Raw genomic sequence first — 24,374 nt, 5'->3', positions numbered from 1 at the left:
CGGGCGCTTACGTCTTCAGGCCTTATTCGCTGGGCGGCACGTAGCCTTCGGCCTGGGCGTAGTCTTCGCCGGACAGGAACTTGTCCATCTCGGCCTGCAGGAATTTGCGGTCTTCGGCATTCATCATGTTCAGACGGCGCTCGTTGATCAGCAGGGTCTGGTGCTTCTGCCACTCGTCCCAGGCCTGCTTGGAGACGTTCTGGAAGATATCTTCGCCCTTGGCGCCAGGGTAGGGCGCGCGATCGAGACCGGGGAGTTGCTGTTTGTGCTTGCGGCACATCACGGTGCGGGTCATGCCATTTCTCCTGTATTCAATGCGTCGGCCGCGCGTTTGAGCAGTTTCTTGACCGGGGCGGCGAGGCCCAGGCGCGGCGGGGTGGCGAGGTTATACCAGAGCCAGTCGGCCTCGGCCACGAAGCCTGGTACGCCGTCGACCTCGATCAGCCAGGGATCGATGGCCAGCTGGAAGTGGCTGAAAGTGTGAGTCAAACCGTCAAGTTGGCGGCGGTCGCCGAGTTGCAATTGGTGCTGGTCGGCGAGCGATTGCAGCGCTTCGAGATCATCGAGTTCCGGCAGGCTCCACAGACCGCCCCAGAGGCCGGTCGAGGGGCGTCGATAGAGCAGGATGGCGCCTTCGCGGCTGGCCAGTATCGGCATCAGAGTGCGCTTCTGTGGCAGCTCCTTGCGCGGCTTGGTGATCGGGTAGCGGATTTCCAGGCCCAGCAGGTGCGCCTCGCAGCCGCTCTGCACCGGGCAGAGCAGGCAGGTGGGCTTGCTGCGCGTACAGAGCGTGGCGCCTAGGTCCATCATCGCCTGGGTGTAATGGTTGACGCGCTCCTCGGGCAGAAAGCGTTCAGCCACGGCCCACAGCTGCTTGGCCACCTTGGGCTCGCCCGGGTAGCCTTCCTGGGCGACGAAGCGGGCCAGCACACGCTTGACGTTGCCGTCGAGAATCGGCGCGCGCAGGCCCATGCTCAGGCTGGCGATGGCGCCGGCGGTGGAGCGGCCGATGCCGGGCAGTTCGGTGAGGGCTTCGACGCTGCGTGGAAACTCGCCACCGTGCTCGGCCATGACGATCTGTGCGGTCTTCTGCAGGTTGCGGGCGCGGGTGTAGTAACCCAGGCCGGTCCACAGATGCAGCACTTCGTCCTCCGGCGCTTCGGCCAGGTCGCGCACGGTGGGTAGCGCGGTCATGAAGCGGTCGAAGTAGCCGAGCACGGTGCTGACCTGGGTCTGCTGCAGCATGATCTCCGAGACCCACACACGGTAGGGCGTGATGTTCTGTTGCCAGGGCAGGTCCTTGCGGCCGTGCGTGTCGTACCAGCGCAGTACGGCGCTGGAGAATTGCTCGGGGGTCATCGGTTGAACAGGCCCTTGAGTGCGTCTTTCAGCTCCGGGCTGACCTTGTCGCCGAGCTTCTCTTCGAGCTTTTCGTTGATGCGATCACCGGCCAGCTTGGCGGCGACCTTGCCCATGCCTTCCTGATCCAGGCGACAGGCCTTGGCACCGAGCTCCAGTGGGCCGCGGCAGTGCAGCGGCCAGGCGATGCCGACGTAGCGCTGGTTGACCTCGCAGGCCGGATCCGGCATTTCGCGCTGGTCGCCTTCGATGGTGATGCCGACGCGGTAGTCCAGGCCCAGTACGCGCAGGTCGAGGTCGCCGTTGCCGGCCACACTCAGGCCGGGAATGCGTGCCTGCAGGTCGGGGTTGTTGGCCACGCCGTTGCGGATGCTGAGGCTGCCCTGCAGGCGCTCGAACGGTGTGTCCTTGCTGCGTGGCTCGCCGCTCAACTGCTTGCGGTTAAGGGTGGAGATGCCACGGCACAACTGCTGCTCCAGGTTGGCGTCAACCAGCACGCCATCCTTGAGCATGAAGCTGGCGCTGCCGTTGAGGGCATCGACCCAGGCTTTCTGGCTGTTGCCGCTGGTGGTCAGGTCGCTGTTCAGGTCGAGCAGGCCCTTGAGCGGCGAGGGGCGCTGCTCGTCCTTGAGGAAAGGTTCGACCGGCATGCCGCTCAACTGGGTATGCAGGCTGAGCACCGGCACGGCGGGGCGCACGTCGGCATCGGCCCTGATGGCGAAGCTGCCCTTGCCAAGCTTGCCGCGCAGCTCTTCGAGTTTCAACGCGCCCCCCTGGCCGCGGGCCTTGAGGCTGACGTCGCTGAGCGCCTGCTTCTGCAGGGTCAACTGGGCGAGAGTCAGGTCGGCCTGCATATCGAGTTTGCGCAGGGTCGGGATCGGCAGCACTTCGCTGGAACTCCAGGCGTGCTGGGTCGGTGCGTTGGGCACCGGCGTGGTACCGGCCTGGCCGGCATTGGCGACGGTTTCACGGACCTCGGCCTTGCGCGCCGAGTCGGCGTCCTTGCCGGCGGGTGGCAGGTAGCGGTCGAGGTCGAGCTTGTCGCCCTTGAGCTGCACGCGCAGCGCCTGCTTGGCGAAATCGGCCACGGCGATCTTGCCGGTAAAGGTGCTGTCATCGAGCTTGAGGGTCAGCTCGTCCAGCGACAGGCTGTTGGCGGTGCCACCCAGCTGGGTGACCAGCTCGAATTGCGCCAGGGTTTTCTCGTCGCTCATCGGTGGCAGCTTCTGGCCAAGGCTGGCGAGGAATTCGCGCAGGTTGACCTGCGCCACGGACAGGCCGCCGGACAGCTTCGGCTCGCTCTGCAGGTCGCGAACCTTCAGTTCGCCCAGGGCTCGCAGCTGGTTGGCCGACAGCTTGAGGCCGTTCCACTCGGCCACCTGCGCGGCCAGGTCGACCAGCAGTTGGCCCTGTGCAGCGTAGGTCAGGGTCTGGCCATTGAACGGCTCGCCGGAGGCCTCGCCGGACAGGCGCGCATCTTCGAGCTGGTAGCGCTTGAGGGCGCGGTCGAAGCGCAGTTCGCCCTGCAGTTCGGTGCGCGCACGCATGACCGGCTGGTTGCTGCCAAAGAAGGCGCTGAGCTTGATCGGCACACCGGCGCCTTCGCGGATCGCGCCAGTGGTGAGCTGGATGCTTTCGGCGCTGAATTGCTGGCCCTTCTGGGCGTCGCGGTAGTCCACCCGAGCGCCATTGACGATCAGGCTGTCGATATCCAGCTTGATCGGCTGGCCGCCGCTTTCCTGGGTCGGCTCGCTTGGCGTTTGCGATGCGTCATTGCCGGCAGTCTGCTCGGCCGGCATTTCGCCTGGTCTGGCGGCCGGGCGGCCGACGTCTTCCCAGTTGCCGTGGCCGTTTTCGTCGCGCTGCAGGTCGAGGTTCAGGCCGTCGACGCGGATGTCGCTCATCTGCACTTCCTTGCGCAGCAGCGGCAACACACGCACCGACAGGCCGAGCAGGCGCAGGTTGGCGAATGGTTTGTCCGGCGTGCTGGCGCTGGCCAGGGTGGCGTCGGTCAGTTCCAGACCCAACCAGGGGAACAGGCTCCAGCCAATGTCGCCGTTGAGGGTCAACTCGAGGTTGGCCTTGTCCCTTGCCAGTTGGCGGATTTCATCCTTGTAATCGTTGGGATCGAAGAGGTGAGTCAGGGCAAAGCCCAACGCCACGATGATCAGCAGTAGTCCGAGGAAGAACAGACCCAGGATTTTGCCGAGCGCTTTCATGGACGAGTCCTATGCAGTGACGAGAATTTGAATCCGCGAGTATAACGCCCAGGGCGGCCCCAGGGTTAAAGGCTTCGAGCAACCCGTTCGGCGATGGCCAGGCTGGCCGTCAGCCCTGGCGATTCGATGCCGAACAGATTCACCAGTCCTGGTAGACCATGCTCGGCGGCGGTTTGCAGCACAAAATCCTCGGCGCTTTGCCCAGGGCCGCTGAGCTTGGGGCGCACGCCTGCGTAACCGGGAGCCAGGCGGGCGCTGTCCAGTGCCGGGAAATAGCGACGCACGGCCTGAGCGAAGCGCTCGCGCAGGCGTTCGTCGACCTGATAGTCGAGGCTGTCGAGGTACCGGGTATCGGGGCCGAAGCGCACCTGGCCGGCCAGGTCCAGCGTGGCGTGGATGCCCAGCCCGCTGGTGTTGGCCTCCGGCATTGGATAGATAAGGTGGCTGAAGGGCGATCGACCACTGTAGGTGAAGTAGTTACCCTGGCACAGGTACAGGCGCGGTATGTCTCGTGGCGCGATGCCCTGGGTGCGCTCGGCCAGTGTCTGGGCGAACAGCCCGGCGGCGTTGACCACCCGCTGGGCCTTGAGGGTGAAGGCTTCGCCTCCGCTGATGCCGTCGACCCGCCAGCCGTCGCTTTCGCGCACCAAGCCGTTTACCTGGGTGTGCAGCACCAGCTGCGCGCCCTGGTTTTCGGCGTAGGCCAGCAGCGACTGCATGAAGGCATGGCTGTCGATGATGCCCGTATCGGGCGAAAACAGCGCGGCCACACCCCGCACCGCGGGCTCGAGGCGTTTCAGCGCTGCGCCTTCGAGCGCCTCAAGCGTATGCACGCCACAGGCCTGGGCATTGCCGAGCAGCGCGGCGAGTTGGCCGCGTTCCGCGTCGTCGACGGCCACCAGCAGCTTGCCGATGCGCCGGTACGCCACCTGCCAGCGCGCGCACCAGGCGTACAGGCGCTCGCGGCCTTCCAGGCACAGTTCGGCTTTCAGCGACCCGGGTGGGTAGTAGAGGCCGGCATGGATCACCTCCGAATTGCGGCTGGAGGTATGGCTGCCTATCAAGGCTTCCTGCTCGACGATGAGCGTGCTGCGCTCGGGTGTCGCCAGTCTGGCGGCGCAGGCCAGGCCCAGCGCGCCGGCGCCGATGATCAGGGTGTCGATGCTGTCCATGATGCTCCTGTGCCCTGGCGGTCGGGCCTGCAAGCTTGGCGCAATGCAATCGTCATGGCCAGTCGCTAAGGTGCGGGCTCGCGGCGCGGTGTCTGCTGAGCCACGGTCGGGCTGCCAATGACCGGTCGTCGCCAAAAACCGCAGTTGTAGGTGAGAAATGGGCGACAGATCCATAAAAGAGCTGCCTGGGAGGTTGCGCAATCACCATGGCGATGTGACACAATGCCGCGGGGAAGCTAGCGTTCAGCTAGCGCGAATGGATTCTCCCGTACTTACTTGTTGTTTGGTTGCGCTTCTTTCGAGGCGTTGCCAGTTAATACCTGTTTGCCAACCTAATCAGAGAAGAAAACATGACTGACGCCACCGTGCAAAACGGTGCTTCGGCGACGCCTGCATTCCTGTCCAAGGAACGTATCATCGCCAAGCCCGGTTTCAACCGCTGGCTGGTTCCGCCAGCTGCCCTCGCCATCCACCTGTGCATCGGCATGGCCTACGGGTTCTCCGTGTTCTGGCTGCCGCTGTCCAAGGCCATTGGTATCACCGCGCCAGTGGCATGTGCGGCTGACATCGGTTTCTTCGAACAGATCTTCGCCAGCAACTGCGACTGGCAGATCTCCATGCTGGGCTGGATCTACACCCTGTTCTTCGTGTTCCTGGGTTGCGCGGCTGCCGTATGGGGTGGCTGGCTGGAACACGCAGGCCCGCGTAAGGCCGGCCTGGTTTCGGCGGTTTGCTGGTGTGGCGGTCTGCTGATCTCCGCGCTGGGTATCTATACCCACCAGATCTGGCTGATGTGGGTCGGTTCCGGGGTGATCGGTGGTATCGGTCTTGGCCTGGGCTACATCTCCCCGGTATCGACGCTGATCAAGTGGTTCCCGGACAAGCGCGGCATGGCCACCGGTATGGCCATCATGGGCTTCGGTGGCGGCGCGATGGTCGGTGCTCCCCTGGCGGCAGCGCTGATGGGCCACTTCGCCAATGAAACCAGCGTCGGCGTATGGCAGAGCTTCGTGGTCATGGCGGTGATCTACTTCATCTTCATGGTCGGCGGCGCCCTGGCTTACCGCGTTCCACCAACCGGCTGGAAACCTGCCGGCTGGGTCGCGCCGGCTGCCAAGGCCAACAACGCGATGATCACCAAGGGCCATGTCCATGTGAACACCGCGTGGAAAACCCCGCAATTCTGGCTGGTCTGGGCCGTACTGTGCCTGAACGTATCGGCCGGTATCGGCATCATCGGCATGGCTTCGCCCATGCTGCAGGAAGTCTTCGGCGGCAAGCTGATCGGCCTGAATGTGCCGTTCAGCCAGCTGGACGCTGCCCAGCTGGGCCAGATCGCCGCCATCGCGGCCGGCTTCACCGGCCTGCTGAGCCTGTTCAACATCGGTGGCCGTTTCTTCTGGGCTTCGTTCTCCGACTTGATCGGCCGCAAGGCGACCTACTTCGTGTTCTTCGCGCTGGGCTTCACCCTGTACGCGCTGGTTCCGTGGACCGGTCACCTGGGCAGCATCGCGCTGTTCGTGTTCGCCTTCTGCCTGATCCTGTCCATGTACGGTGGTGGCTTCGCGACCGTTCCGGCTTACCTGGCCGACCTGTTCGGTACCCAGATGGTCGGTGCCATCCACGGTCGCCTACTGACTGCCTGGGCCTTCGCAGGCGTACTGGGTCCGGTGCTGGTCAACTACCTGCGTGAATATCAGCTGAGCATCGGCGTCGAACGCGCTGCCGCTTACGACATCACCCTGTACATCCTCGCTGGCCTGCTGGTGCTGGGCTTCATCTGCAACCTGCTGGTCCGCCCGGTGGATCCGAAGTACTTCATGACTGACGCAGAGCTGGCCGCCGAGCGCGCCCATGGCGAGAAATCCAAGCCGTCCGCTGCCGAACTGGAGTGGGCTGCCGATCCGTCGAGCAAGCCGCTGGTGATCGCTGCCTGGCTGGCCGTGGGTATCCCGCTGGCCTGGGGTGTGTGGATCACCCTGCAGAAGACCGTCGTTCTGTTCCAGTAACAGTTCGCCGCCGCAATGATCCCGCGAGCGCCTCGTGCGCCGCGGGATTTTTTATGCCTGTCGGTTTTGCGAGCCGAGCGGAGCGTTTTTCCTCCATTTTCGCCGTGTGGCTTTATAGCTTTGCCGCTTATCAGCCTATAATGTTCGCCCTTTCGCCCAACGATTTTGTGGAGCAGGTGATGGCCGAACGTACGGCATCCGTCGAGCGCAATACCCTGGAGACCCAGATCAAGGTCTCGATCAATCTGGATGGCAGCGGCAAGGCCAGCTTCGATACCGGCGTGCCGTTCTTCGAGCACATGCTCGACCAGATCGCCCGTCATGGCCTGATCGACCTGGACATCTACTGCAAGGGCGACCTGCACATCGATGATCACCACACCGTCGAAGACGTCGGCATCACCCTTGGCCAGGCGTTCGCCAAGGCGGTTGGCGACAAGAAAGGCATGACTCGCTACGGCCACTCGTACGTGCCGCTGGATGAGGCGCTGTCGCGCGTGGTCATCGACTTCTCCGGCCGCCCTGGCCTGCAGATGCACGTGCCGTTCACCCGCGCGGTGGTCGGCGGCTTCGATGTCGACCTGTTCCAGGAGTTCTTCCAGGGCTTCGTCAACCACGCCCAGGTCAGCCTGCACATCGACAACCTGCGTGGTGTGAACACTCACCACCAGATCGAGACCGTGTTCAAGGCCTTCGGCCGCGCCCTGCGCATGGCCGTCGAACTTGACCCGCGCATGGCCGGGCAGATGCCCTCGACCAAGGGCGTGCTCTGATGCAGACGGTAGCCGTCATCGACTACGGCATGGGCAACCTGCACTCGGTGGCCAAGGCCCTGGAGCACGTCGGTGCGGGCCGGGTACTGGTGACCAGCGACGCCCAGGTGATCCGCGAGGCCGATCGCGTGGTGTTTCCAGGCGTCGGCGCGATCCGCGACTGCATGGCCGAGATCCGTCGCCTGGGCTTCGACGAGCTGGTGCGTGAAGTCAGCCAGGATCGCCCGTTCCTGGGTATCTGCGTGGGCATGCAGGCGCTGCTCGAGCGCAGTGAAGAGAACGACGGCGTCGACTGCATCGGCCTGTTTCCCGGCCAGGTGCGCTTCTTCGGCAAGAACATGGTCGAGGACGGCGAGCCGCTGAAAGTCCCCCATATGGGCTGGAACGAGGTGAGCCAGGCGATCAAGCATCCGCTGTGGCACAGCATTCCGGATCAGGCGCGCTTCTACTTCGTGCACAGCTACTACATCGAGGCTGCCAAGGCGCAGCAGGTGGTCGGCCGTGGCCACTACGGCAAGGACTTCGCCGCGGCCCTGGCCGACGGTTCGCGCTTCGCCGTGCAGTTCCACCCGGAGAAGAGCCACACCCACGGCCTGCAGTTGCTGCAGAACTTCGCCGCCTGGGATGGCCGCTGGTAGATGGCCAGGCTCAAGGCGCCGATCCTTACGCTCACACCCGAGCAGGAAAGCGATGCGGTGCACAAGCTGCAGCGCTTTCTGAGCGAGCGTTTCGAGCTGGAGCTGGGCTCCTTCGAGGTGCTGGAATTGCTTGAGCTGTTTGGCCGCGATATCGCCCCGCATTACTACAACCGAGCGGTCACCGATGCGCACAGTTTGCTGCGCGAGCGCTTCGAAAGCCTCGAAGTCGACCTGTGGGCGCTCGAGAAAGACTGACTCCAGCTACGGCTGACTAGACGAGACAAGGTGTGCAGATGCTGATTATTCCCGCTATCGACCTCAAGGACGGCGCCTGCGTGCGCCTGCGCCAGGGCCGCATGGAAGATTCCACGGTGTTCTCCGATGACCCGGTGAGCATGGCTGCCAAATGGGTCGAAGGCGGTTGCCGTCGCCTGCACCTGGTCGACCTCAATGGCGCCTTCGAAGGCCAGCCGGTCAACGGCGAGGTTGTCACTGCCATCGCCAAGCGCTACCCGAACCTGCCGATCCAGATCGGCGGCGGTATCCGTTCCCTGGAAACCATTGAGCACTACGTCAAGGCCGGCGTCAGCTACGTGATCATCGGCACCAAGGCGGTGAAGGATCCGCAGTTCGTCACCGAGGCCTGCAAGGCCTTCCCGGGCAAGGTCATCGTCGGCCTGGACGCCAAGGACGGCTTCGTCGCCACCGATGGCTGGGCTGAAGTCAGCAGCGTGCAGGCCACCGACCTGGCCAGGCGTTTCGAAGCCGATGGCGTCTCGGCGATCGTCTACACCGACATCGCCAAGGACGGCATGATGCAGGGCTGCAACGTTGAAGCCACCGCCGCCCTGGCCGCCGCCAGCCGCATCCCGGTGATCGCCTCGGGCGGTATCCACAACCTGGGCGATATCGAGAAGCTGCTGCTGGCCCGCTCGCCGGGCATCGTCGGCGCCATCACCGGCCGGGCGATCTACGAAGGCACCCTGGACGTGGCTGAAGCGCAGGCGTTCTGCGACCACTTCAAGGCTTGAGCCGTAGGGCGGGTGAAACCCGCCGTAACTGAGGCAATCTTTATCGGTGGGTTGCACCCACCCTACGGGAGCACCGTATGGCACTGGCTAAACGCATCATCCCCTGCCTGGACGTCGACAATGGCCGCGTGGTCAAGGGCGTCAAGTTCGAGAACATCCGCGATGCCGGCGACCCGGTGGAAATCGCCCGTCGCTATGACGAGCAGGGCGCCGACGAGATTACCTTTCTCGACATCACCGCCAGCGTCGATGGCCGTGACACTACGCTGCACACCGTCGAGCGCATGGCCAGCCAGGTGTTCATCCCGCTGACCGTGGGCGGCGGCGTGCGCACCGTGATGGACATTCGCAACCTGCTCAATGCCGGTGCCGACAAGGTGTCGATCAACACTGCCGCGGTATTCACCCCCGAGTTCGTCGGCGAGGCGGCCTCGCGCTTCGGCTCGCAATGCATCGTGGTGGCCATCGACGCCAAGAAGGTGTCCGGGCCGGGCGAGACGCCGCGCTGGGAAATCTTCACCCACGGTGGCCGCAAGCCGACCGGGCTGGATGCCGTGCAGTGGGCGATGAAGATGGAAGGCCTGGGCGCCGGCGAGATCCTGCTCACCAGCATGGATCAGGACGGCGTGAAGAGCGGCTATGACCTGGGCGTGACCCGGGCCATCAGTGAGGCCGTGGGTATTCCGGTGATCGCCTCCGGTGGCGTCGGCAACCTGCAGCACCTGGCCGATGGCATCACCGAAGGCAAGGCCGCTGCGGTGCTGGCGGCCAGCATCTTTCACTTCGGCGAATACACGGTGCCCGAGGCCAAGGCATACATGGCCAGCCGCGGAATCGTGGTGCGCTGAGGCCTGCCGGCGTCGGCGGGCGGCCAACCTGGTGCAATTGCCCTTTTGGATGCCCGCTAATGGCGCTAAGCTAGTACCCGAGTGACAAGGAACGGGTCCAAGCCAGAGCGTCTAGCTCGCCACTTCGCCATGTCGTCCGGTCGCTCCGGGCGCTACCTTTCCGGCCGCCCGTCAACGCTTTTGAATGACAGGTAGTCCAGTACATGTGCAAACGTCTGTGGTTGGCAGCGGCAAGTGCCCTGCTTTTGATGACATCGGCGGCGCGCGCCGAAATCGACCCGAACTACAACGTGGTGTTGCTGACGGAAAACTTCCCGCCGTACAACATGGCGATCAACGGCAAGAACTTCGCCCAGGAAGACAACGTCGATGGTATCGCCGTCGACGTGGTGCGCGAAATGTTCAAGCGCGCCGGCATCAAGTACAGCCTGACCCTGCGCTTTCCCTGGGATCGCATCTACAAGCTCGCACTGGAAAAGCCCGACTACGGCGTGTTCGTGACCGCGCGGCTGCCCGAGCGCGAGGCGCTGTTCAAGTGGGTCGGCCCCATCGGCCCGGACGACTGGGTGCTGCTGGCCCGCGGCGACAGCAAGCTGGTGGTGAACAACCTGCAGCAGGCCAAGCAGTACCGGATCGGCGCTTACAAGGGTGACGCGATTGCCGAGCATCTCGAGAAACAAGGCCTGCAGCCGGTGACCTCGTTGCGTGATCAGGAAAATGCCAAGAAGCTGATGGCCGGGCAGATCGACCTGTGGGCCACCGGTGACCCGGCAGGGCGTTATCTCGCCCGCCAGGAAGGCGTCAGCGGCCTGAAGACCATCCTGCGGTTCAACAGCGCACAGCTGTATCTGGCACTGAACAAGGACGTGCCGGACGAGGTGGTACAGAAGCTGCAGTCGGAACTGGACAAGATGCGTGCAGAGGGCATCGTCGACAGCATACTCAACAGCTATCTCTAGCGGCTTTTGAGGGGGCAGGCGCTGAGGGGGGGCGCCTGCCTGACGATCGTTCATGCTGCATGCGTGCAAGCGTTGGCAGCCATTGCCAGGAAGGTGGTGGTCGGTAGTTCGGCAGGAGGCCGCCAACCATAATCATAATCACGTGGCGGGGACGACAGATGTTGAACACCTTGAAGACCATTGCACTACTCGGACTGACCTTGGTTGCTTGTGCGGCTCGGGCCGAACTGCCCGCCGATTACAAGGTGGTGCTGCTGACCGAGAACTTCCCGCCGTTCAACATGGCGGTGGACGACAAGAACTTCGCCCGTGACGACGGCATCGACGGTATCAACGCCGAGATCGTCCGCGAGATGTTCAAGCGCGCCGGCATCAAGTACAGCCTGACCCTGCGCTTTCCGTGGGATCGTCTGTACAAGCTGACCCTCGACAAGCCCAACTACGGGCTGTTCTCCACCACCTTCACCCCCGAACGCCAGCCGCTGTTCAAATGGGTTGGCCCACTGGCCAAGACCGGCTGGGTGCTGCTTTCGGCGCCGGGTAATAACCTGACCGTGAAGAGCCTCAAGGACGCCGGACAGTACACCGTCGGCGCCTACAAGAACGACGCAGTTAGCCAGCACCTGGAAAGCCAGGGGCTGGCGCCGGTCAATGCCCTGCGTGACCAGGAGAACGTCAAGAAGCTCACCAGCGGCAAGATCGACCTGTGGGCCACCACCGATCCGGTCGGCCGCTACCTGGCCAAGCAGGAGGGCGTCAGCGGGCTGAATACCGTGCTGCGTTTCAACGAGGCGGAGCTATACCTGGCCTTGAACAAGGACACCCCGGACGAGGTGGTGCAACGTCTGCAGAAGGCCCTCGACGAGATGCGTAACGAAGGCTTTATCGACGAGATGACCAACAACTACCTGTAAGCCGCGCCAAGCAAAGCCCGGTACGGCTGATCGCGGTGGCGGGCTTTGTTTTGGTTCTTCGCGGAGTCTCGGGGTAGCCAGTCCTGATACCGGACTGGCAAGTTTGTGTGCGTACCACTTACTGGCTTCGCACTATCCATTACCGTGTCTGCTGAACCTTTGTGTTGCGCCCCTTACGGGCGCCACACCTTTCTTGCTTGCCCAAGAAAGGTGTGCCAAAGAAGGGCACCCCGACTTCCGGGTTTCGCTACGCGAAACTCCCCTTGTTCCGGCGCCGCTCCGGGGCCGGCTTACATGGGCCATCCTTGGCCCATTAAGCCTCTCGCCGCATCCATGCGGCTCGTCCCCCTACACGACACCTCCACTCGGCCTCCTGACGGGACCGGAACGCGAGCTTGAGTAATCTCCGCGAAAATTGAAATTGGCAGCGTCTATGCCTTTGCTCTTCAGCTGCGATGTTACAGGCGACGCTCCAGTCCCCTTCAGGAGGCCGATTGGAATCACCGCGTAAGGGGTTGAGCGACATGGATGTCGCGAGAGCTGCGATGGGCCAGGGATGGCCCTTCGCAGCGTGCCCCTGGAGTGGTGATGGAATGAGGGAACCCCGGCGCAGCCGGGGCCGTATGTAGGGGTGTGTTTCTTTGCTTACTTTCTTTGCACAAGCAAAGAAAGTGAGGCGCCCGTAAGGGGCGAAACCCATCCGGCCAGGCGGCGCGCTAATGGAAAGTGCCAAGTCATCGACAGCTAACACTTAATTGCCAGTCCGGTCTCAACCAAGCATTCCCCAAAAATGCGAAGAACCTTCCTTTTGCCCATCGCAAGGCCTGCAACATGGGTGCAGCGACGCCCATGACCAATAAAAGCCCCGGGGCAGTCGCCTGCGCCGGGGCTTTCGTGGGGCGACCGAGGCTCAGTCGGCGCGGGTGACGTTCAGGCCCTTGAGCAGGTTCAGCGCCTGGCTCAACTGGTAGTCGTCGTCCTGCGGGCGGGCCGCCTTGCCGGGGGCGCCCTGGCTTGGCCGGTCGGCGCCGCCGTTGCCGTTGCCCAGGTGACCTTGCAGGTCGGCTTCCTTGAGGCTCGGGTCGTCACTCTCGCGAGTCAGCTTGGCGCGAGCCACTTCCACGTCCGGGACGATGCCCTGGGCCTGGATGGAGCGGCCGTTGGGGGTGAAGTACAGCGCGGTGGTGATCTTCAGGGCGCGGTCGTTGTTCAGCGGCAGCACGGTCTGTACCGAGCCCTTGCCGAAGCTGTCGGTGCCCATGACGATGCCGCGCTTGTGGTCCTGCAGGGCGCCGGCGACGATTTCCGAGGCCGAGGCGCTGCCGCCGTTGATCAGCACCACCAGTGGCACACCCTCGCTGGCGTCCAGCGGGTCGGCGGAGAAGCGCAGTTCCGAGTTGGGGATGCGGCCCTTGGTGTAGACGATCAGGCCCTTCTTGAGGAAGTGGTCGGCCACTTCCACGGCCGACTGCAGCACGCCGCCGGGGTTGTTGCGCAGGTCGAGCACCAGGCCGCTGAGCTTCTTGCCGTTTTCCTTGCGCAGCTTGTTCAGGGCCTTGCCGACTTCCTCGCCGGTGTTGACCTGGAACTGGGTGACGCGGATGTAGCCATAGCCCGGGTCGATCATCTGGCTGCGTACGCTGGTGACCTTGATCACTGCGCGGGTCAGTTCGACGTCGAACGGCTTGCCGCCTTCGCGCACCAGGGTCAGGACGATCTTGCTGCCGGCCTTGCCGCGCATCCGTTCCACGGCTTCCATCATCGACTGGCCCTTGGTCGGCTTGCCGTCGATCTTGACGATCAGGTCGCCGGGATGGATGCCGGCCTTGGAGGCAGGGGTGTCATCGATGGGCGAGACCACCTTGATGAAGCCGTCTTCGGTGCCGACTTCGATGCCCAGGCCGCCGAATTCGCCGCTGGTGCTTTCCTGCAGTTCAGCGAAGGCTTTCGGGTCGAGGTAGGCCGAATGGGGGTCGAGGTTACTGAGCATGCCCTTGATGGCGTTCTCCAGCAGCTCCTTGTCGGTGACCGGCTCCACGTAGGCAGCCTTGATGCGATCCATCACCTCGGCGAAGGTGCGCAGCTCGTCCAGTGGCAGCGGCGCTGCGTTCTGGTCGGCGGCTGGCGGCGGGGCGATCGGAGCCTGGTCGGCATGCAGCACAGGTGCGCCACCGAGCAGGGCAATCGCCAGGGCCAGGGAGGTGAGGCGAGACAGATGCGGCATTCGAACTAACTCCTACGACAATGAGATGGCGCTTATCCTTGCGCCCGACACCATTGGGCCGGATCGCTGGCGCGGCCCTGCTGGCGAATCGCGAAATACAGTGCTGGGGTTTCCTGGCCGCCGCTGGTACCGACGGTGGCGATGGGATCCCCGGCCTTGACGATGTCTCCGGCATCCTTGAGCAGGCTCTGGTTGTGCCCGTAGAGGGTCAGGTAACCGTTGCCATGGTCGAGAATGACCAGAAGCCCGGAACCGCGCAACCAGTCTGCGAACACTACCCGTCCACCATGCACGGCGCGTACCTGACTGCCGGCGGTGGCGCCGATCAGCACGCCATCCCACTTAGTCCGAGCGTCTTCGCCCCGTGGGGTTCCATATCTCGCTACCAGACGGCCATTGACCGGCCATGGCAGCTTGCCCTTGGCGTTGGCGAACGGGCCGCCATAGGTGGCGCCGGAGCTGACCAGTGGGCCGCTTTCGGCGCGTTTGCCGGTGGCCGCCGGTGCGCTGGGCTTCTCGCGGGCCGCAGCCAGTTCGCGCTGGCGCTGGGCCTCGGCTTCGCGGGCCTGGCGGGCGAGGGTCTGCTCGATGGTCTTGAGCACGCGGCCGAGTTCGGCCTGCTCCTGCTCGCGGGCCTTGAGGCGCTGGTCGCGGGCGGCGTAATCCTTGTTCAGCTTGGCCAGGGCCAGCTGGCGTTCCTTGCGTACCTCGGCCAGCTGGGCGCTGCGGCTGTCCAGTTCGCCTTTCTGCGCCTGCAGCTGCGCCTGGTGGTGGCTGATGTCCTTCTCGACATTGGCCAACTGGCGCAGCGTCTCGTTGAAAGCCGTCAGCTGGGCCATGCGCGCTTCGGCGAGGTAATCGTAATAGGTCAGGGTGCGGGAGAATTTTTCCGGGTTCTGCTGGTTGAGCAGCAGCTTGATGTACTCCTGGCGCCCGCCCTGATAGGCGGCGCGGGCCTGGATGCCGATCAGCCGTTGCTGTTCAAGGCGCGCGCCCTGGAGTTTTTTTTTCTCCTGATCGAGGCGCTTGAGCTCTTCTTCGCTGTCCTGCAGTTCTTCGCGCAGGCCTTTGACCTGGTTCTCCAGCTCACCCATTTCGGTTTCGGTGGTCTTGAGCTGCTTCTGCACGCCGGATTTTTCCTGCTGCAGTTGTTCCAGCAGTTTCTTCAATTCGGCGACGTCGGCGCGCGCCGCTTCCAGCTGCTTCTGGGTGTCGGCTTTCTGATCGGCGAAAGCCGGTGCCAGCAGGCTGGTCATGAGAGCGAAGGTGAGGACACGGAGCATGGTGCAGGCGGTACCTGGCGGGAACGCGCCTAGTATGCCCTTGGCGCGGATTAAAAAGAACGCCCCGGCTCGTCGATTGCGACCCAAGGCGTGCCACTGTCGACCGATGGCCGATTTACCTTCAGTTCAGGGTGACGATGCTGGTGCCGGTCATTTCCTTGGGAATCGGCAGGCCCATCAGCGTCAGCATGGTCGGCGCCACGTCCGCTAGCACGCCGCCTTCGCGGATGCTCACCTGGCGCTTGCCGACATAGATGAAGGGCACCGGCTCGCAGGTGTGGGCGGTGTGCGCCTGGCCGGTGCACTCGTCCTGCATCTGCTCGACGTTGCCGTGGTCGGCGGTGATCAACGCCTCGCCGCCCACTTTTTCCAGCGCCGCCACGATGCGCCCGACGCAGGTGTCCAGGCATTCAACCGCGGCCACCGCGGCGTCGAACACGCCGGTATGGCCGACCATGTCTCCGTTGGCGTAGTTGACCACGATTACGTCGTAGCGCTGGTGCTCGATGGCATCGACGATCTTGTCGGTCACTTCGGGGGCATTCATCTGCGGCTGCAGATCGTAAGTGGCGACATTGGGCGAGGGGATCAGGATGCGCTCTTCGCCCGGGAAGGGCTCTTCACGGCCGCCGGAGAAGAAGAATGTGACGTGGGCGTATTTCTCGGTCTCGGCGATGCGCAGCTGGGTCTTGCCGTTGTTGGCCAGGTATTCGCCAAGCACGTTGACCAGCGGCTCGGGCTTGTAGGCGCTGGGCGTATCGATATTCGCAGCGTACTGGGTGAGCATGATGAAACCGGCGGTCTGCGGCACCCGGGCGCGCTCGAAGGCATCGAAGCCCGGCTCGACGAAGGCGCGGGTCAGCTCGCGGGCGCGGTCGGCGCGGAAGTTCATGAACACCACGGCGTCGCCATCCTCGACGCGCACCGGCTCGCCGATGCTGGTGGCCTTGACGAATTCGTCGCTCTCGTCGCGGGCATAGGCGGCTTGCAGGCCGGCCACGGCGGTTTCTGCCTGGTACTGGCTCTGCCCCTCGGCGATCAGGTTGTAGGCCTGGGCTACGCGGTCCCAGCGGTTGTCGCGATCCATGGCGAAGTAGCGGCCGATCAGCGAGGCGATGCGGCCCTTGCCGAGCCTGGCGAAGGTGGCATCGAGCAGTTCGATGGAGCCCTGGGCGCTTTTCGGCGCGGTGTCGCGGCCGTCGAGAAAGGCGTGCAGGTAGATCTTTTCGGCGCCGCGTCGCGCGGCCAGCTCGGCCATCGCCACGATATGGTCCTGGTGGCTGTGCACGCCACCGTCGGACAGCAGACCAAGGATGTGCACGGCCTTGCCGGCGCCAACCGCCTTGTCCACCGCGCCGGTGATCGCCGGGTTGTCGAAGAACTCGCCGTCGCGGATCGCCTTGGTCACCCGGGTGAAGTCCTGGTACACCACGCGGCCGGCGCCCAGGTTCATGTGGCCAACCTCGGAGTTGCCCATCTGCCCGTCCGGCAGGCCGACATCCATGCCGCTGCCGGAAATCAGCCCGTGGGGCTGGGTGGCGCGCAGGCGGTCGTAGACCGGCGTGTTGGCGGCGAAAATGGCGTTGTGCTCGGGCGTGTCGCTGTGGCCGAAGCCGTCGAGAATGACCAGAACCAGGGGTTTGGGCGCTGCGCTCATACGGGGCTCGCTCTGCTTGGGGTACGCAATGAAGGCCGCTAGCGAGTGCGTGCTCGCCCACGGCGATCCGGAGGCGGTCGCCTGGGGAGGCGACCTACTGAAAACGGTCAGACATTCTACGGCGCCGGAAAGATCCCGTCACCGCCGTGCGGCCTTTGGTGGACTCACCTTGCTGTGTATACTGGCCGGCATTTTACCGCCCCGGAACCGCGTGATGCTTGCCAACCTGATTGAATTCGCTACCAACCACTTCATCCTAGCCGGTCTGTTCGTCATCATTCTTGCGCTGCTGATCTTCACCGAACTGAGCAAGGGCGGCAAAAGCCTGAGCAGCCGTGAAGTGACGGCGCTGATCAACCGCGATGAAGGCGTGGTGGTCGACATTCGCAGCAAGAAGGATTTCGACACCGGCCATATCGTCGGTGCCCTGAACATCCCCCACGACAAGCTGGCGTCGCGCCTGGCCGAGCTGGAAAAGCACAAGGCCAAGACCATCATCGTCGTCGACGCCCTGGGCCAGCAGGCCGGCACTGCCGCCCGTGAACTGCAGAAGGCCGGTTTCACCGCCGCGCGCCTGGGCGGCGGCATCGCCACCTGGCGTGGCGATAACCTGCCCGTGGTGAAGTGACATGGCAAATGTCGTGATCTACTCCAGCGACTGGTGCCCCTACTGCATCCGCGCCAAGCAGCTGTTGACCAGCAAAAGCGTGTCGTTCGACGAGATCCGTGTCGACGGCAAACCCGACGTGCGCGCCGAGATGACGCGCAAGGCCGGTCGCACCTCGGTGCCGCAGATATGGATCGGTGATACCCATGTAGGTGGTTGCGACGAGCTGTACGCCCTGGAACGGGCCGGCAAGCTCGACGCGCTGCTCAACGCCTGATTTCCCTTTAAGTCCTACAGCAGAAGGCTTTGCCCCATGACCGAACAAGCTAACGGCGCCGCCCAAGGCGAACAGACTCCCCAGTTTTCCCTGCAGCGCATCTACGTGCGTGACCTGTCCTTCGAAGCGCCGAAGAGCCCCGAGATCTTCCGCCAGGAGTGGACGCCGAGCGTCTCGATGGACCTCAACACCCGTCAGAAGGCTCTGGAAGGTGACTTCCACGAAGTGGTGCTGACCCTGTCGGTGACCGTCAAGAACGGTGAAGAAACCGCCTTTATCGCCGAAGTGCAACAGGCCGGCATTTTCCTGATCAAGGGGCTGGATGCGGCTTCCATGAGCCACACCCTGGGTGCGTTCTGCCCGAACATCCTGTTCCCTTACGCCCGTGAAACCCTGGACAGCCTGGTGGTACGCGGCTCGTTCCCGGCGCTGATGCTGGCCCCGGTGAACTTCGACGCCCTGTACGCCCAGGAGCTGCAGCGTCAGCAGGCCAACTGAGTCATCGGTTGCTGCATAAAAAAACGCCCTTCGGGGCGTTTTTTATTGGTTGGGGTTCGTAGCCTGCGCTCAACGCCAGGCTACATCGCCGCAGTGGTTGCCCTCAGTCCATGGCAAAGCCGTGCTGGCGCCAGGCCTCGTAGACGGCCACTGCCACGGTGTTTGACAGGTTCAGGCTGCGGCAGCCTTCGCGCATCGGCAGGCGCACGCGTTGCGCCTCGGGCAGGGCATCGCGGATCTCGGCCGGCAGGCCACGGCTTTCCGGGCCGAACAGAAAGGCATCGCCCGGCTGGTAGGCGACTTCGTGGAAAGGCTGCGAGCCCTTGGTGGTAAAGGCGAATACCCGCGGCTGGCCCAGGCTCTCGAGGCAGGCCTCAAGGCTGGCGTGGCGCTTGAGCGGTGCGTACTCGTGGTAATCCAGCCCGGCGCGGCGCAGGCGCTTGTCGTCCAGTTCGAAGCCCAGGGGCTCGATCAGGTGCAGGTGGCAGCCGCTGTTGGCGCAGAGCCTGATAATGTTGCCGGTATTGGGCGGAATTTCCGGTTGAAAAAGGATCACATGAAACATGCACGGCTCCAGGCCAGAAGACGAGCGCCATTCTACGCCGGATAAGCCGCCAAGGCCGCGTCCGTGGCTGCGGGTGATCGGCTCGCTGGCGATCTTCGGCTTCCTAGTCGGGCTGATGATCGGCCGGCTGTTTCACCCCGATGCCATGCACCTCAAGGACGTCGAGGTTCAGGACGACCGCTTGTTGCTGTGGTTCAACGTCGAGCCCCAGGTGCAGGTCAGCGATGCCCACGGCATATTCGCGTTGCGCTTCGAGGGGCTGGGGTGTGAGCGTCAGGGGCAGTTGCAGATTGCCGGGCGTGCTGCGAACTGGCGCGTGGTGCGCGAAGGGCGGGAGCTGGAGGTGCGCGTGGTGGCGGCTCGCCCGCTGCGCGCTGAGATGCATGCCGAGAAAGTCGAGGGCCGCTGGCGCCTGACGGTTCGTCTGGCGCCGCGTTAGGAAGAAAAGAGGGAGGTCCCGGCCTGCCTGTACCAGGGCTCCCGAAGAAAAGGGGGATTGTCTGATCTGCCTGTATCAGAGTCCCCGAAGAAAGAAGGGAGTTCTCAGCCTGCCTGTACCGAGGCTCCCAAAGAAAGAGGGGAATCCCCGGCCTGCCTGTACCAAGGTCCCCGAAACTGGGTTGTCAGTACCATTGCAGGGGGCGTGCCAATTTTGGTTGATTTGCTGCAGGGGCCGTGAATGCTGGGCTGTAACGCTTATGGCGCATTTTTTATGCGCCCGGCATTGCTTCGCGAATGTTCCGCTCGGGTGCATCGCTGCACCTGTCGTGCGCTGATGGCGTGCATTCTTCGGTCGTGAGAGATATCAGGGCTGCCCGATCCCACGATGCCCGGTCTTACGCTGCTTGTTCTGCCGTATTTGCTCCCACAATGATATCGCCAAGCGGCTGTTGCTGTTTTCAGGAGGCGATAAGCCGGCCCCACAAAAAAAACGCCGCGCCCTGTTTGGGGCGCGGCGTTCTCGGTGTCGCAGCGCGGCTTAGTTGTCGTCGCTGTCGTCGTCTTCGCCACCGCCAACGTTCATGCCCAACTCCTTGATCTTGCGGGTCAGAGTGTTGCGGCCCCAGCCGAGCAGCAGCGCGGCGTCACGGCGGCGGCCGGCAGTGTGCTTGAGGGCGGTCTCGATCATGATCCGCTCGAAGGCCGGCACCGCGGTGTCGAGCAGGTTCGACTGGCCGCGGCCCAGGGCCTGGTCGGCCCACTGGCGCAGCGCCTGTTCCCAGTTGCTGACCGGTGCGTTGTCCTGGGGCTGCACCAGCAGCTCGGGCGGCAGGTCATCGACATGCACTTCGCGCCCCGAGGCCATCACGGTGATCCACCGGCAGGTATTCTCCAGCTGACGCACGTTGCCGGGCCACGGCAGCTGCTGCAGGTAGTCCTCGGTTTCGCTCTTGAGCAGCTTGGGCTCGACCGCCAGCTCCGTGGCCGCGCGGCTGAGGAAGTGGCGGGCGAGGGTGGGGATGTCTTCGCGGCGATCCGACAGGCGCGGAATATGGATGCGGATCACGTTGAGGCGGTGGAACAGGTCTTCGCGAAACTTGCCGGCGGTGACCAGGCTTTCCAGATTCTGGTGGGTGGCTGCGATGATGCGCACGTCCACCTTGACCGGCGTATGACCGCCGACCCGATAGAACTCGCCATCGGCCAGCACGCGCAGCAGGCGGGTCTGGGTATCGGCCGGCATGTCGCCGATCTCATCGAGGAACAGGGTGCCGCCATCGGCCTGCTCGAAGCGCCCGCGACGCTGGTTGGCCGCACCGGTGAAGGCGCCTTTCTCGTGTCCGAACAGCTCGGACTCCATCAGGTCCTTGGGGATGGCCGCCATGTTCAGCGCAATGAACGGCGAAGCTGCTCGCGGACTGTGGCGGTGCAGGGCATGGGCGACCAGCTCTTTACCGGTCCCCGATTCGCCATTGATCAGCACGGTGATATTGGAGTGGCTCAAGCGGCCGATGGCGCGGAACACCTCCTGCATCGCCGGCGCCTCACCGATGATTTCCGGGGTACGGGCCTGGGCGGCAGGCACATGCAGGCCTTGCTGCTCCTTGGCATGCTGGTTGGCACGCTTGACCAGGGATACCGCTTCGTCGACGTCGAAGGGCTTGGGCAGGTATTCGAAGGCGCCGCCCTGGTAGGACGCCACCGCGCTGTCCAGGTCGGAGTGGGCGGTCATGATGATCACCGGCAGGCGCGGGTGCATTTCGCGGATGCTCGACAGCAACTCCAGGCCGCTGGAGCCAGGCATGCGGATGTCGGAAATGATCACGTCCGGCTGCTGACGGGATAGTCGGCCCAGCACGCCATCGGCGCTGTCGAAGCTCTGGGTGCTCATGCCTTCCTGTTGCAAGGCCTTTTCCAGGACCCAGCGGATGGAGCGGTCGTCGTCAACGATCCATACGGTTTCACTGCGGCTCATGTCGGCGTTGCTCCTTGTTCCAGCGGCAGAAAGATCGAGAACACGGTTTGTCCGGGATGGCTCTCGCATTCGATCAGGCCTTGATGCTGACTGATGATGTTCTGGGTAATCGCCAGGCCCAGCCCGGTGCCGTCGGCACGCCCGCTGACCATGGGGTAGAAGATGGTTTCCTGCAGTTCCGGCGCGATGCCCGGGCCGTTGTCGATGATCTCGATCTTGGTCACCAGGCGGTGGCGGATATAGCCGATGGTGAACTGGCGCAGGGTGCGCGTGCGCAGAGTGATCCGGCCTGGACGCAGCTCGGGCTTGCCGGCCAGCGCCTGCATGGCGTTGCGCACGATATTGAGCACCGCCTGGATCATCTGTTCGCGGTCGATGATCAGGTCGGGAATGCTCGGGTCGTAGTCGCGCACCAGCACCACGCTGCCCTGGCTTTCCGCTTCCACCAGGCTGGCGACGCGTTCGAGCACCTCATGCACGTTGGTCACCGCCAGGGACGGCAGCTTGTTGGAGCCGAGCATGCGATCGACCAGGTTACGCAGCCGGTCGGACTCCTCGATGATCACATTGGTGTAATCCTTGAGACTTTCCTCGGGCAGCTCCCGGGCCAGCAACTGGGCGGCGCCACGAATGCCGCCCAGAGGGTTCTTGATCTCGTGGGCCAGGCCGCGCACCAGCAGTTTGGTGGTTTCCTGCTTGGACAGCTGGGCCTCTTCCTTGGTAATGCGCAGCAGCCGGTCGCGCGGGTGCACCTCGAGCAGCAGCATGGTCTCGCCGCGGCTCAGCACCGGTGTCACCGCGTAGTCGACGGTCAGGCTCTGCCCGGTCTGGGTGGTCAGCACGGCTTCGCGCTTGTTGAACGGGTGCGCCTCGGCTACCGCCTGGCGCAGGGCGCCAAGGGCTTCGCGGGTTTCGGTGAACAGCTCGCTGATGAACTGGCCATGGCTGCGCTGACCGCTGACCGCCAGCAGCATCTCCGCGGCGGGGTTCATGTACTCCAGGCGCAGGTCGGCGTTGAGCAGCAGCGTTGCCGTGGTCAGGTTGTCGAGCAGCAGGCGGTGCAGGGCGTCATTGATGATCATCGCGCTGCGCCCATCGCTGAGCGGGCTACCTGCAGCCCGGCGGAGTCGTTGTCTGGCAAGGTGGCGCAGCGTGGCAAGTCTCGTTGCGGGTGTAGGCCAGGCAAAAGTCGTTCCTCGTGCGTCATGAGCAGAAGGGCCGGCGAACGGAGCGGGCTTGTGCCTTCGCGTCGCGGCGGTGACGGAGAAAATGCAAGAAGCAAACCAAAGCCCCGCAAAGAAGCGCTGATCCGGATAAATAACCGGGATCGGCTACTTTTCGGCGCAGCGGCAGCGGCAGGCGTGTGCCAATTTGGGACGAGTATAGAAATGAGTGCGTCAATGTGCACCTTAATGGTGCGTATTGATGGGGCCTGAGCTATGGCCGGTGGGCCTGGAGCTTGTTTACGGTCCTTTAGGCGACATTGAGGAGGCTGCTACGAGGCAAGAGCGCATATCCAGCGACCTGGTGGGAGCGGCTTCAGCCGCGAGTGTGTCTATCTGGGCGCAAAGGGCTCGGGGCTAAAGCCCCTCCCACAAAAGCTGCAGCGTCCCATGTCCGCTATCGCCATCTTCAGGCAAAGCGCTGAAGTCGAGCCGACAGATCATGCACGGGCTCTTAAAGGAAGGGCAGGATGCTGATGATGCCCTTGTCCTCTTCCTTGGGTTTGTCCTCGATAGGGCACTCGGGGCGTACGCCGTAGTCGGCCTTCTCGCAGGGGCGTACCTTGCGTTTCTGGGCCAGGGAAACACGCTTCATGTGAAAGGGTTGACTGGGGGTGCGCTCGACGATGATGCCGCCCTCGGTAATGATCTCCACGGCGATCTGGTGGGTGCCGCGGTCGATGTTCTCCAGGGGAAACACCGGGCTGCGCCCCGCGCTGCCATAGGGCTGACCGTCGAGCAGCAGGCGGTAGCTATGGCCCGGGTGTAGCGCCGGCTCGGCATTGACGGTGACGATCAGGTTGCCGGCGCCATCGTTGATGGTCGCGTCGGGCTGCGGGATGGTGATGCGCAACAGCTCGTAGCTGAGGATCGGACCGGCGGGGGCGGCCGGCGCTGGAGGCGGTGACAGTCGCCGGGTCGGCGGCTCGGCGCGGTTGGACGGCGCCATCTGCACCTGCTTGGCGTTGCCGTCGCGGGGGCTGTCGGTAAATACCCGGTTACCCTCGGCATCCACATAGGTATACACCTGGGCAACGCTTGGCAGGGCGACCAGCAGCAGGGCAAAAAGCAGCGTGCGCATGGGCGTCAGTTACCCCGGGCCGGGCTGTTGGTGCTGACCCGCTGCACCGTGAAGGTGCGGGTCTCGCTTTGCTGCACGATACGTTCGCCCTGCATCACGGCAACGGCCAGGCTGTGCTCGCCGCGGTCGACTTCGGTGAGCTGCAGGCGCGGTACGTTGCTTGGCTGCCCGTAAGGCTTGCCGTCCAGCAGCAGGCGCAGGGTGTGCCCTGGCCCCAGGCGTGGTTCGATGGTCACGCCCACGGAAAAAGTACCATTGTTGGCGCGCAGCGCTTCTTCGCTGGGCAGATCGCGCAGTTCGAGAATCTGGTAGGGGTTCTGCGGCAGCTCGCTCAGGCGCGGTTCATCCGGGCTGCTGGGCGGCGTCGGTTGCGTGCTGGTATTGATCGGCTTGAGCTCGACGCTTTCGGCCTTGGTGCCTTCCGGCGGCTGATTGGTAAACACCGTATTGCCGTTGGCATCGGTGTATTTGTAGATCTGTGCGCTGACCGGCAGGGCCAGGATCAGCAGCAGGCAAGTCAGCGTGCGGCGCATCGGGCCAGTCTCCGCGTTAAGTGATGTCGATAGCCTTGCATCGCTGCGGCGTGCTGGCAAGCGTGTCGCGCTGGGGATTTGCACTGGG

At 64.0% G+C, this 24,374-nt stretch carries 24 protein-coding genes; 12 read left to right on the top strand and 12 right to left on the bottom strand.

All coding sequences use genetic code 11. The features are described 5' to 3' along the window. Positions 1-22 precede the first annotated feature (22 nt). The 4 genes from BM154_RS06955 to BM154_RS06940 form a co-directional block, all read right to left on the bottom strand. Entirely contained in the window at positions 23-295 is a 273-nt protein-coding gene (locus BM154_RS06955) for an oxidative damage protection protein (RefSeq protein WP_074881610.1), read from the bottom strand. After that, entirely contained in the window at positions 292-1,359 is a 1,068-nt protein-coding gene (gene mutY, locus BM154_RS06950) for an A/G-specific adenine glycosylase (protein ID WP_074881609.1), read from the bottom strand. The genes BM154_RS06955 and mutY overlap by 4 nt, the downstream gene beginning before the upstream one ends. After that, positions 1,356-3,578, bottom strand: coding sequence for an AsmA family protein (locus BM154_RS06945; protein WP_074881608.1), 2,223 nt, complete (start codon positions 3,576-3,578; stop codon positions 1,356-1,358). Before BM154_RS06945 ends, mutY begins: the two co-directional genes overlap by 4 nt. Before the next feature lie 65 nt (positions 3,579-3,643). After that, positions 3,644-4,750 (bottom strand): NAD(P)/FAD-dependent oxidoreductase, encoded by a 1,107-nt coding sequence (locus tag BM154_RS06940; RefSeq protein WP_074881607.1) that lies wholly within the window; start codon positions 4,748-4,750, stop codon positions 3,644-3,646. Between the two features lie 350 nt (positions 4,751-5,100). On the opposite strand from BM154_RS06940, the gene BM154_RS06935 reads away from it, so the two are divergent. The 8 genes from BM154_RS06935 (at position 5,101) to BM154_RS06900 (ending at position 11,922) form a co-directional block, all read left to right on the top strand. Continuing rightward, entirely contained in the window at positions 5,101-6,759 is a 1,659-nt protein-coding gene (locus BM154_RS06935; RefSeq protein WP_074881606.1) for an OFA family MFS transporter, read from the top strand. A 179-nt stretch (positions 6,760-6,938) separates the two neighbouring features. Next, on the top strand, positions 6,939-7,532 hold the full coding sequence (gene hisB, locus BM154_RS06930) for an imidazoleglycerol-phosphate dehydratase HisB (RefSeq protein ID WP_074882423.1): 594 nt from the start codon (positions 6,939-6,941) through the stop codon (positions 7,530-7,532). Then, positions 7,532-8,170, top strand: coding sequence for an imidazole glycerol phosphate synthase subunit HisH (gene hisH / locus BM154_RS06925; protein WP_074881605.1), 639 nt, complete (start codon positions 7,532-7,534; stop codon positions 8,168-8,170). Before hisB ends, hisH begins: the two co-directional genes overlap by 1 nt. Continuing rightward, positions 8,171-8,425, top strand: coding sequence for a DUF2164 domain-containing protein (locus BM154_RS06920; protein WP_074881604.1), 255 nt, complete (start codon positions 8,171-8,173; stop codon positions 8,423-8,425). It begins immediately after the preceding gene. Between the two features lie 38 nt (positions 8,426-8,463). Continuing rightward, positions 8,464-9,201, top strand: coding sequence for a 1-(5-phosphoribosyl)-5-[(5-phosphoribosylamino)methylideneamino]imidazole-4-carboxamide isomerase (gene hisA / locus BM154_RS06915; RefSeq protein WP_074881603.1), 738 nt, complete (start codon positions 8,464-8,466; stop codon positions 9,199-9,201). Positions 9,202-9,278: 77 nt separating this feature from the next. Further along, entirely contained in the window at positions 9,279-10,049 is a 771-nt protein-coding gene (hisF, locus tag BM154_RS06910; RefSeq protein ID WP_074881602.1) for an imidazole glycerol phosphate synthase subunit HisF, read from the top strand. Positions 10,050-10,252: 203 nt separating this feature from the next. Further along, on the top strand, positions 10,253-11,008 hold the full coding sequence (locus BM154_RS06905) for a substrate-binding periplasmic protein (RefSeq protein ID WP_074881601.1): 756 nt from the start codon (positions 10,253-10,255) through the stop codon (positions 11,006-11,008). A 158-nt stretch (positions 11,009-11,166) separates the two neighbouring features. Continuing rightward, positions 11,167-11,922 carry a substrate-binding periplasmic protein gene (locus BM154_RS06900; RefSeq protein ID WP_074881600.1) on the top strand — a complete coding sequence of 252 codons (756 nt, stop codon included), beginning with the start codon at positions 11,167-11,169 and terminating at the stop codon, positions 11,920-11,922. A gap of 910 nt (positions 11,923-12,832) precedes the next feature. On the opposite strand, the gene BM154_RS06895 is transcribed toward BM154_RS06900, so the two are convergent. The 3 genes from BM154_RS06895 to gpmI all read right to left on the bottom strand — a co-directional run bounded on the left by BM154_RS06895 (position 12,833) and on the right by gpmI (position 17,086). Then, a complete protein-coding gene (locus BM154_RS06895; protein WP_074881599.1) occupies positions 12,833-14,146 on the bottom strand; it encodes a S41 family peptidase in 1,314 nt (437 codons plus the stop codon). A gap of 32 nt (positions 14,147-14,178) precedes the next feature. Further along, complete coding sequence (locus BM154_RS06890; RefSeq protein WP_074881598.1) at positions 14,179-15,429, bottom strand: murein hydrolase activator EnvC family protein; 1,251 nt, start codon at positions 15,427-15,429, stop codon at positions 14,179-14,181. A gap of 121 nt (positions 15,430-15,550) precedes the next feature. Then, a complete protein-coding gene (gene gpmI / locus BM154_RS06885) occupies positions 15,551-17,086 on the bottom strand; it encodes a 2,3-bisphosphoglycerate-independent phosphoglycerate mutase (protein ID WP_074881597.1) in 1,536 nt (511 codons plus the stop codon). Positions 17,087-17,300: 214 nt separating this feature from the next. On the opposite strand from gpmI, the gene BM154_RS06880 reads away from it, so the two are divergent. Genes BM154_RS06880 through secB form a run of 3 tightly spaced genes read left to right on the top strand, consistent with a single transcriptional unit; the run spans position 17,301 to position 18,468 of the window. Beyond that, the gene (locus BM154_RS06880) at positions 17,301-17,714 is read left to right on the top strand and encodes a rhodanese-like domain-containing protein (protein ID WP_074881596.1); all 414 of its coding nucleotides are present in this window, start codon (positions 17,301-17,303) and stop codon (positions 17,712-17,714) included. A 1-nt stretch (position 17,715) separates the two neighbouring features. Further along, complete coding sequence (gene grxC, locus BM154_RS06875; RefSeq protein WP_074881595.1) at positions 17,716-17,970, top strand: glutaredoxin 3; 255 nt, start codon at positions 17,716-17,718, stop codon at positions 17,968-17,970. A gap of 36 nt (positions 17,971-18,006) precedes the next feature. Further along, positions 18,007-18,468: a protein-export chaperone SecB gene (gene secB, locus BM154_RS06870; RefSeq protein ID WP_013792982.1), complete on the top strand. Its 462-nt coding sequence runs from the start codon at positions 18,007-18,009 to the stop codon at positions 18,466-18,468. 103 nt (positions 18,469-18,571) lie between these two features. Here the strand turns inward: secB and trmL are convergent, their stop codons facing one another. Continuing rightward, complete coding sequence (trmL, locus tag BM154_RS06865) at positions 18,572-19,033, bottom strand: tRNA (uridine(34)/cytosine(34)/5-carboxymethylaminomethyluridine(34)-2'-O)-methyltransferase TrmL (RefSeq protein ID WP_074881594.1); 462 nt, start codon at positions 19,031-19,033, stop codon at positions 18,572-18,574. Here trmL and BM154_RS06860 point away from each other — a divergent pair. Then, positions 19,032-19,472 (top strand): hypothetical protein, encoded by a 441-nt coding sequence (locus tag BM154_RS06860; protein WP_074881593.1) that lies wholly within the window; start codon positions 19,032-19,034, stop codon positions 19,470-19,472. The two genes, trmL and BM154_RS06860, sit on opposite strands and share 2 nt — an antisense overlap. A gap of 540 nt (positions 19,473-20,012) precedes the next feature. Here BM154_RS06860 and ntrC read toward each other — a convergent pair. From ntrC to BM154_RS06840, 4 genes are all read right to left on the bottom strand, one after another. Then, positions 20,013-21,449 carry a nitrogen regulation protein NR(I) gene (gene ntrC / locus BM154_RS06855; RefSeq protein ID WP_074881592.1) on the bottom strand — a complete coding sequence of 479 codons (1,437 nt, stop codon included), beginning with the start codon at positions 21,447-21,449 and terminating at the stop codon, positions 20,013-20,015. Then, on the bottom strand, positions 21,446-22,531 hold the full coding sequence (gene glnL, locus BM154_RS06850) for a nitrogen regulation protein NR(II) (RefSeq protein ID WP_074881591.1): 1,086 nt from the start codon (positions 22,529-22,531) through the stop codon (positions 21,446-21,448). Before glnL ends, ntrC begins: the two co-directional genes overlap by 4 nt. 595 nt (positions 22,532-23,126) lie before the next feature. Further along, complete coding sequence (locus tag BM154_RS06845) at positions 23,127-23,753, bottom strand: DUF4124 domain-containing protein (protein WP_074881590.1); 627 nt, start codon at positions 23,751-23,753, stop codon at positions 23,127-23,129. 5 nt (positions 23,754-23,758) lie between these two features. Further along, positions 23,759-24,286: a DUF4124 domain-containing protein gene (locus tag BM154_RS06840; RefSeq protein ID WP_074881589.1), complete on the bottom strand. Its 528-nt coding sequence runs from the start codon at positions 24,284-24,286 to the stop codon at positions 23,759-23,761. Positions 24,287-24,374: the final 88 nt, after the last annotated feature.

Source organism: Phytopseudomonas argentinensis, from assembly GCF_900113905.1.
Lineage (GTDB): Bacteria > Pseudomonadota > Gammaproteobacteria > Pseudomonadales > Pseudomonadaceae > Aquipseudomonas > Aquipseudomonas argentinensis.
Note: the sequence above shows the minus strand (reverse complement) of the source record. Positions and strands in the feature narration are given on the sequence as shown.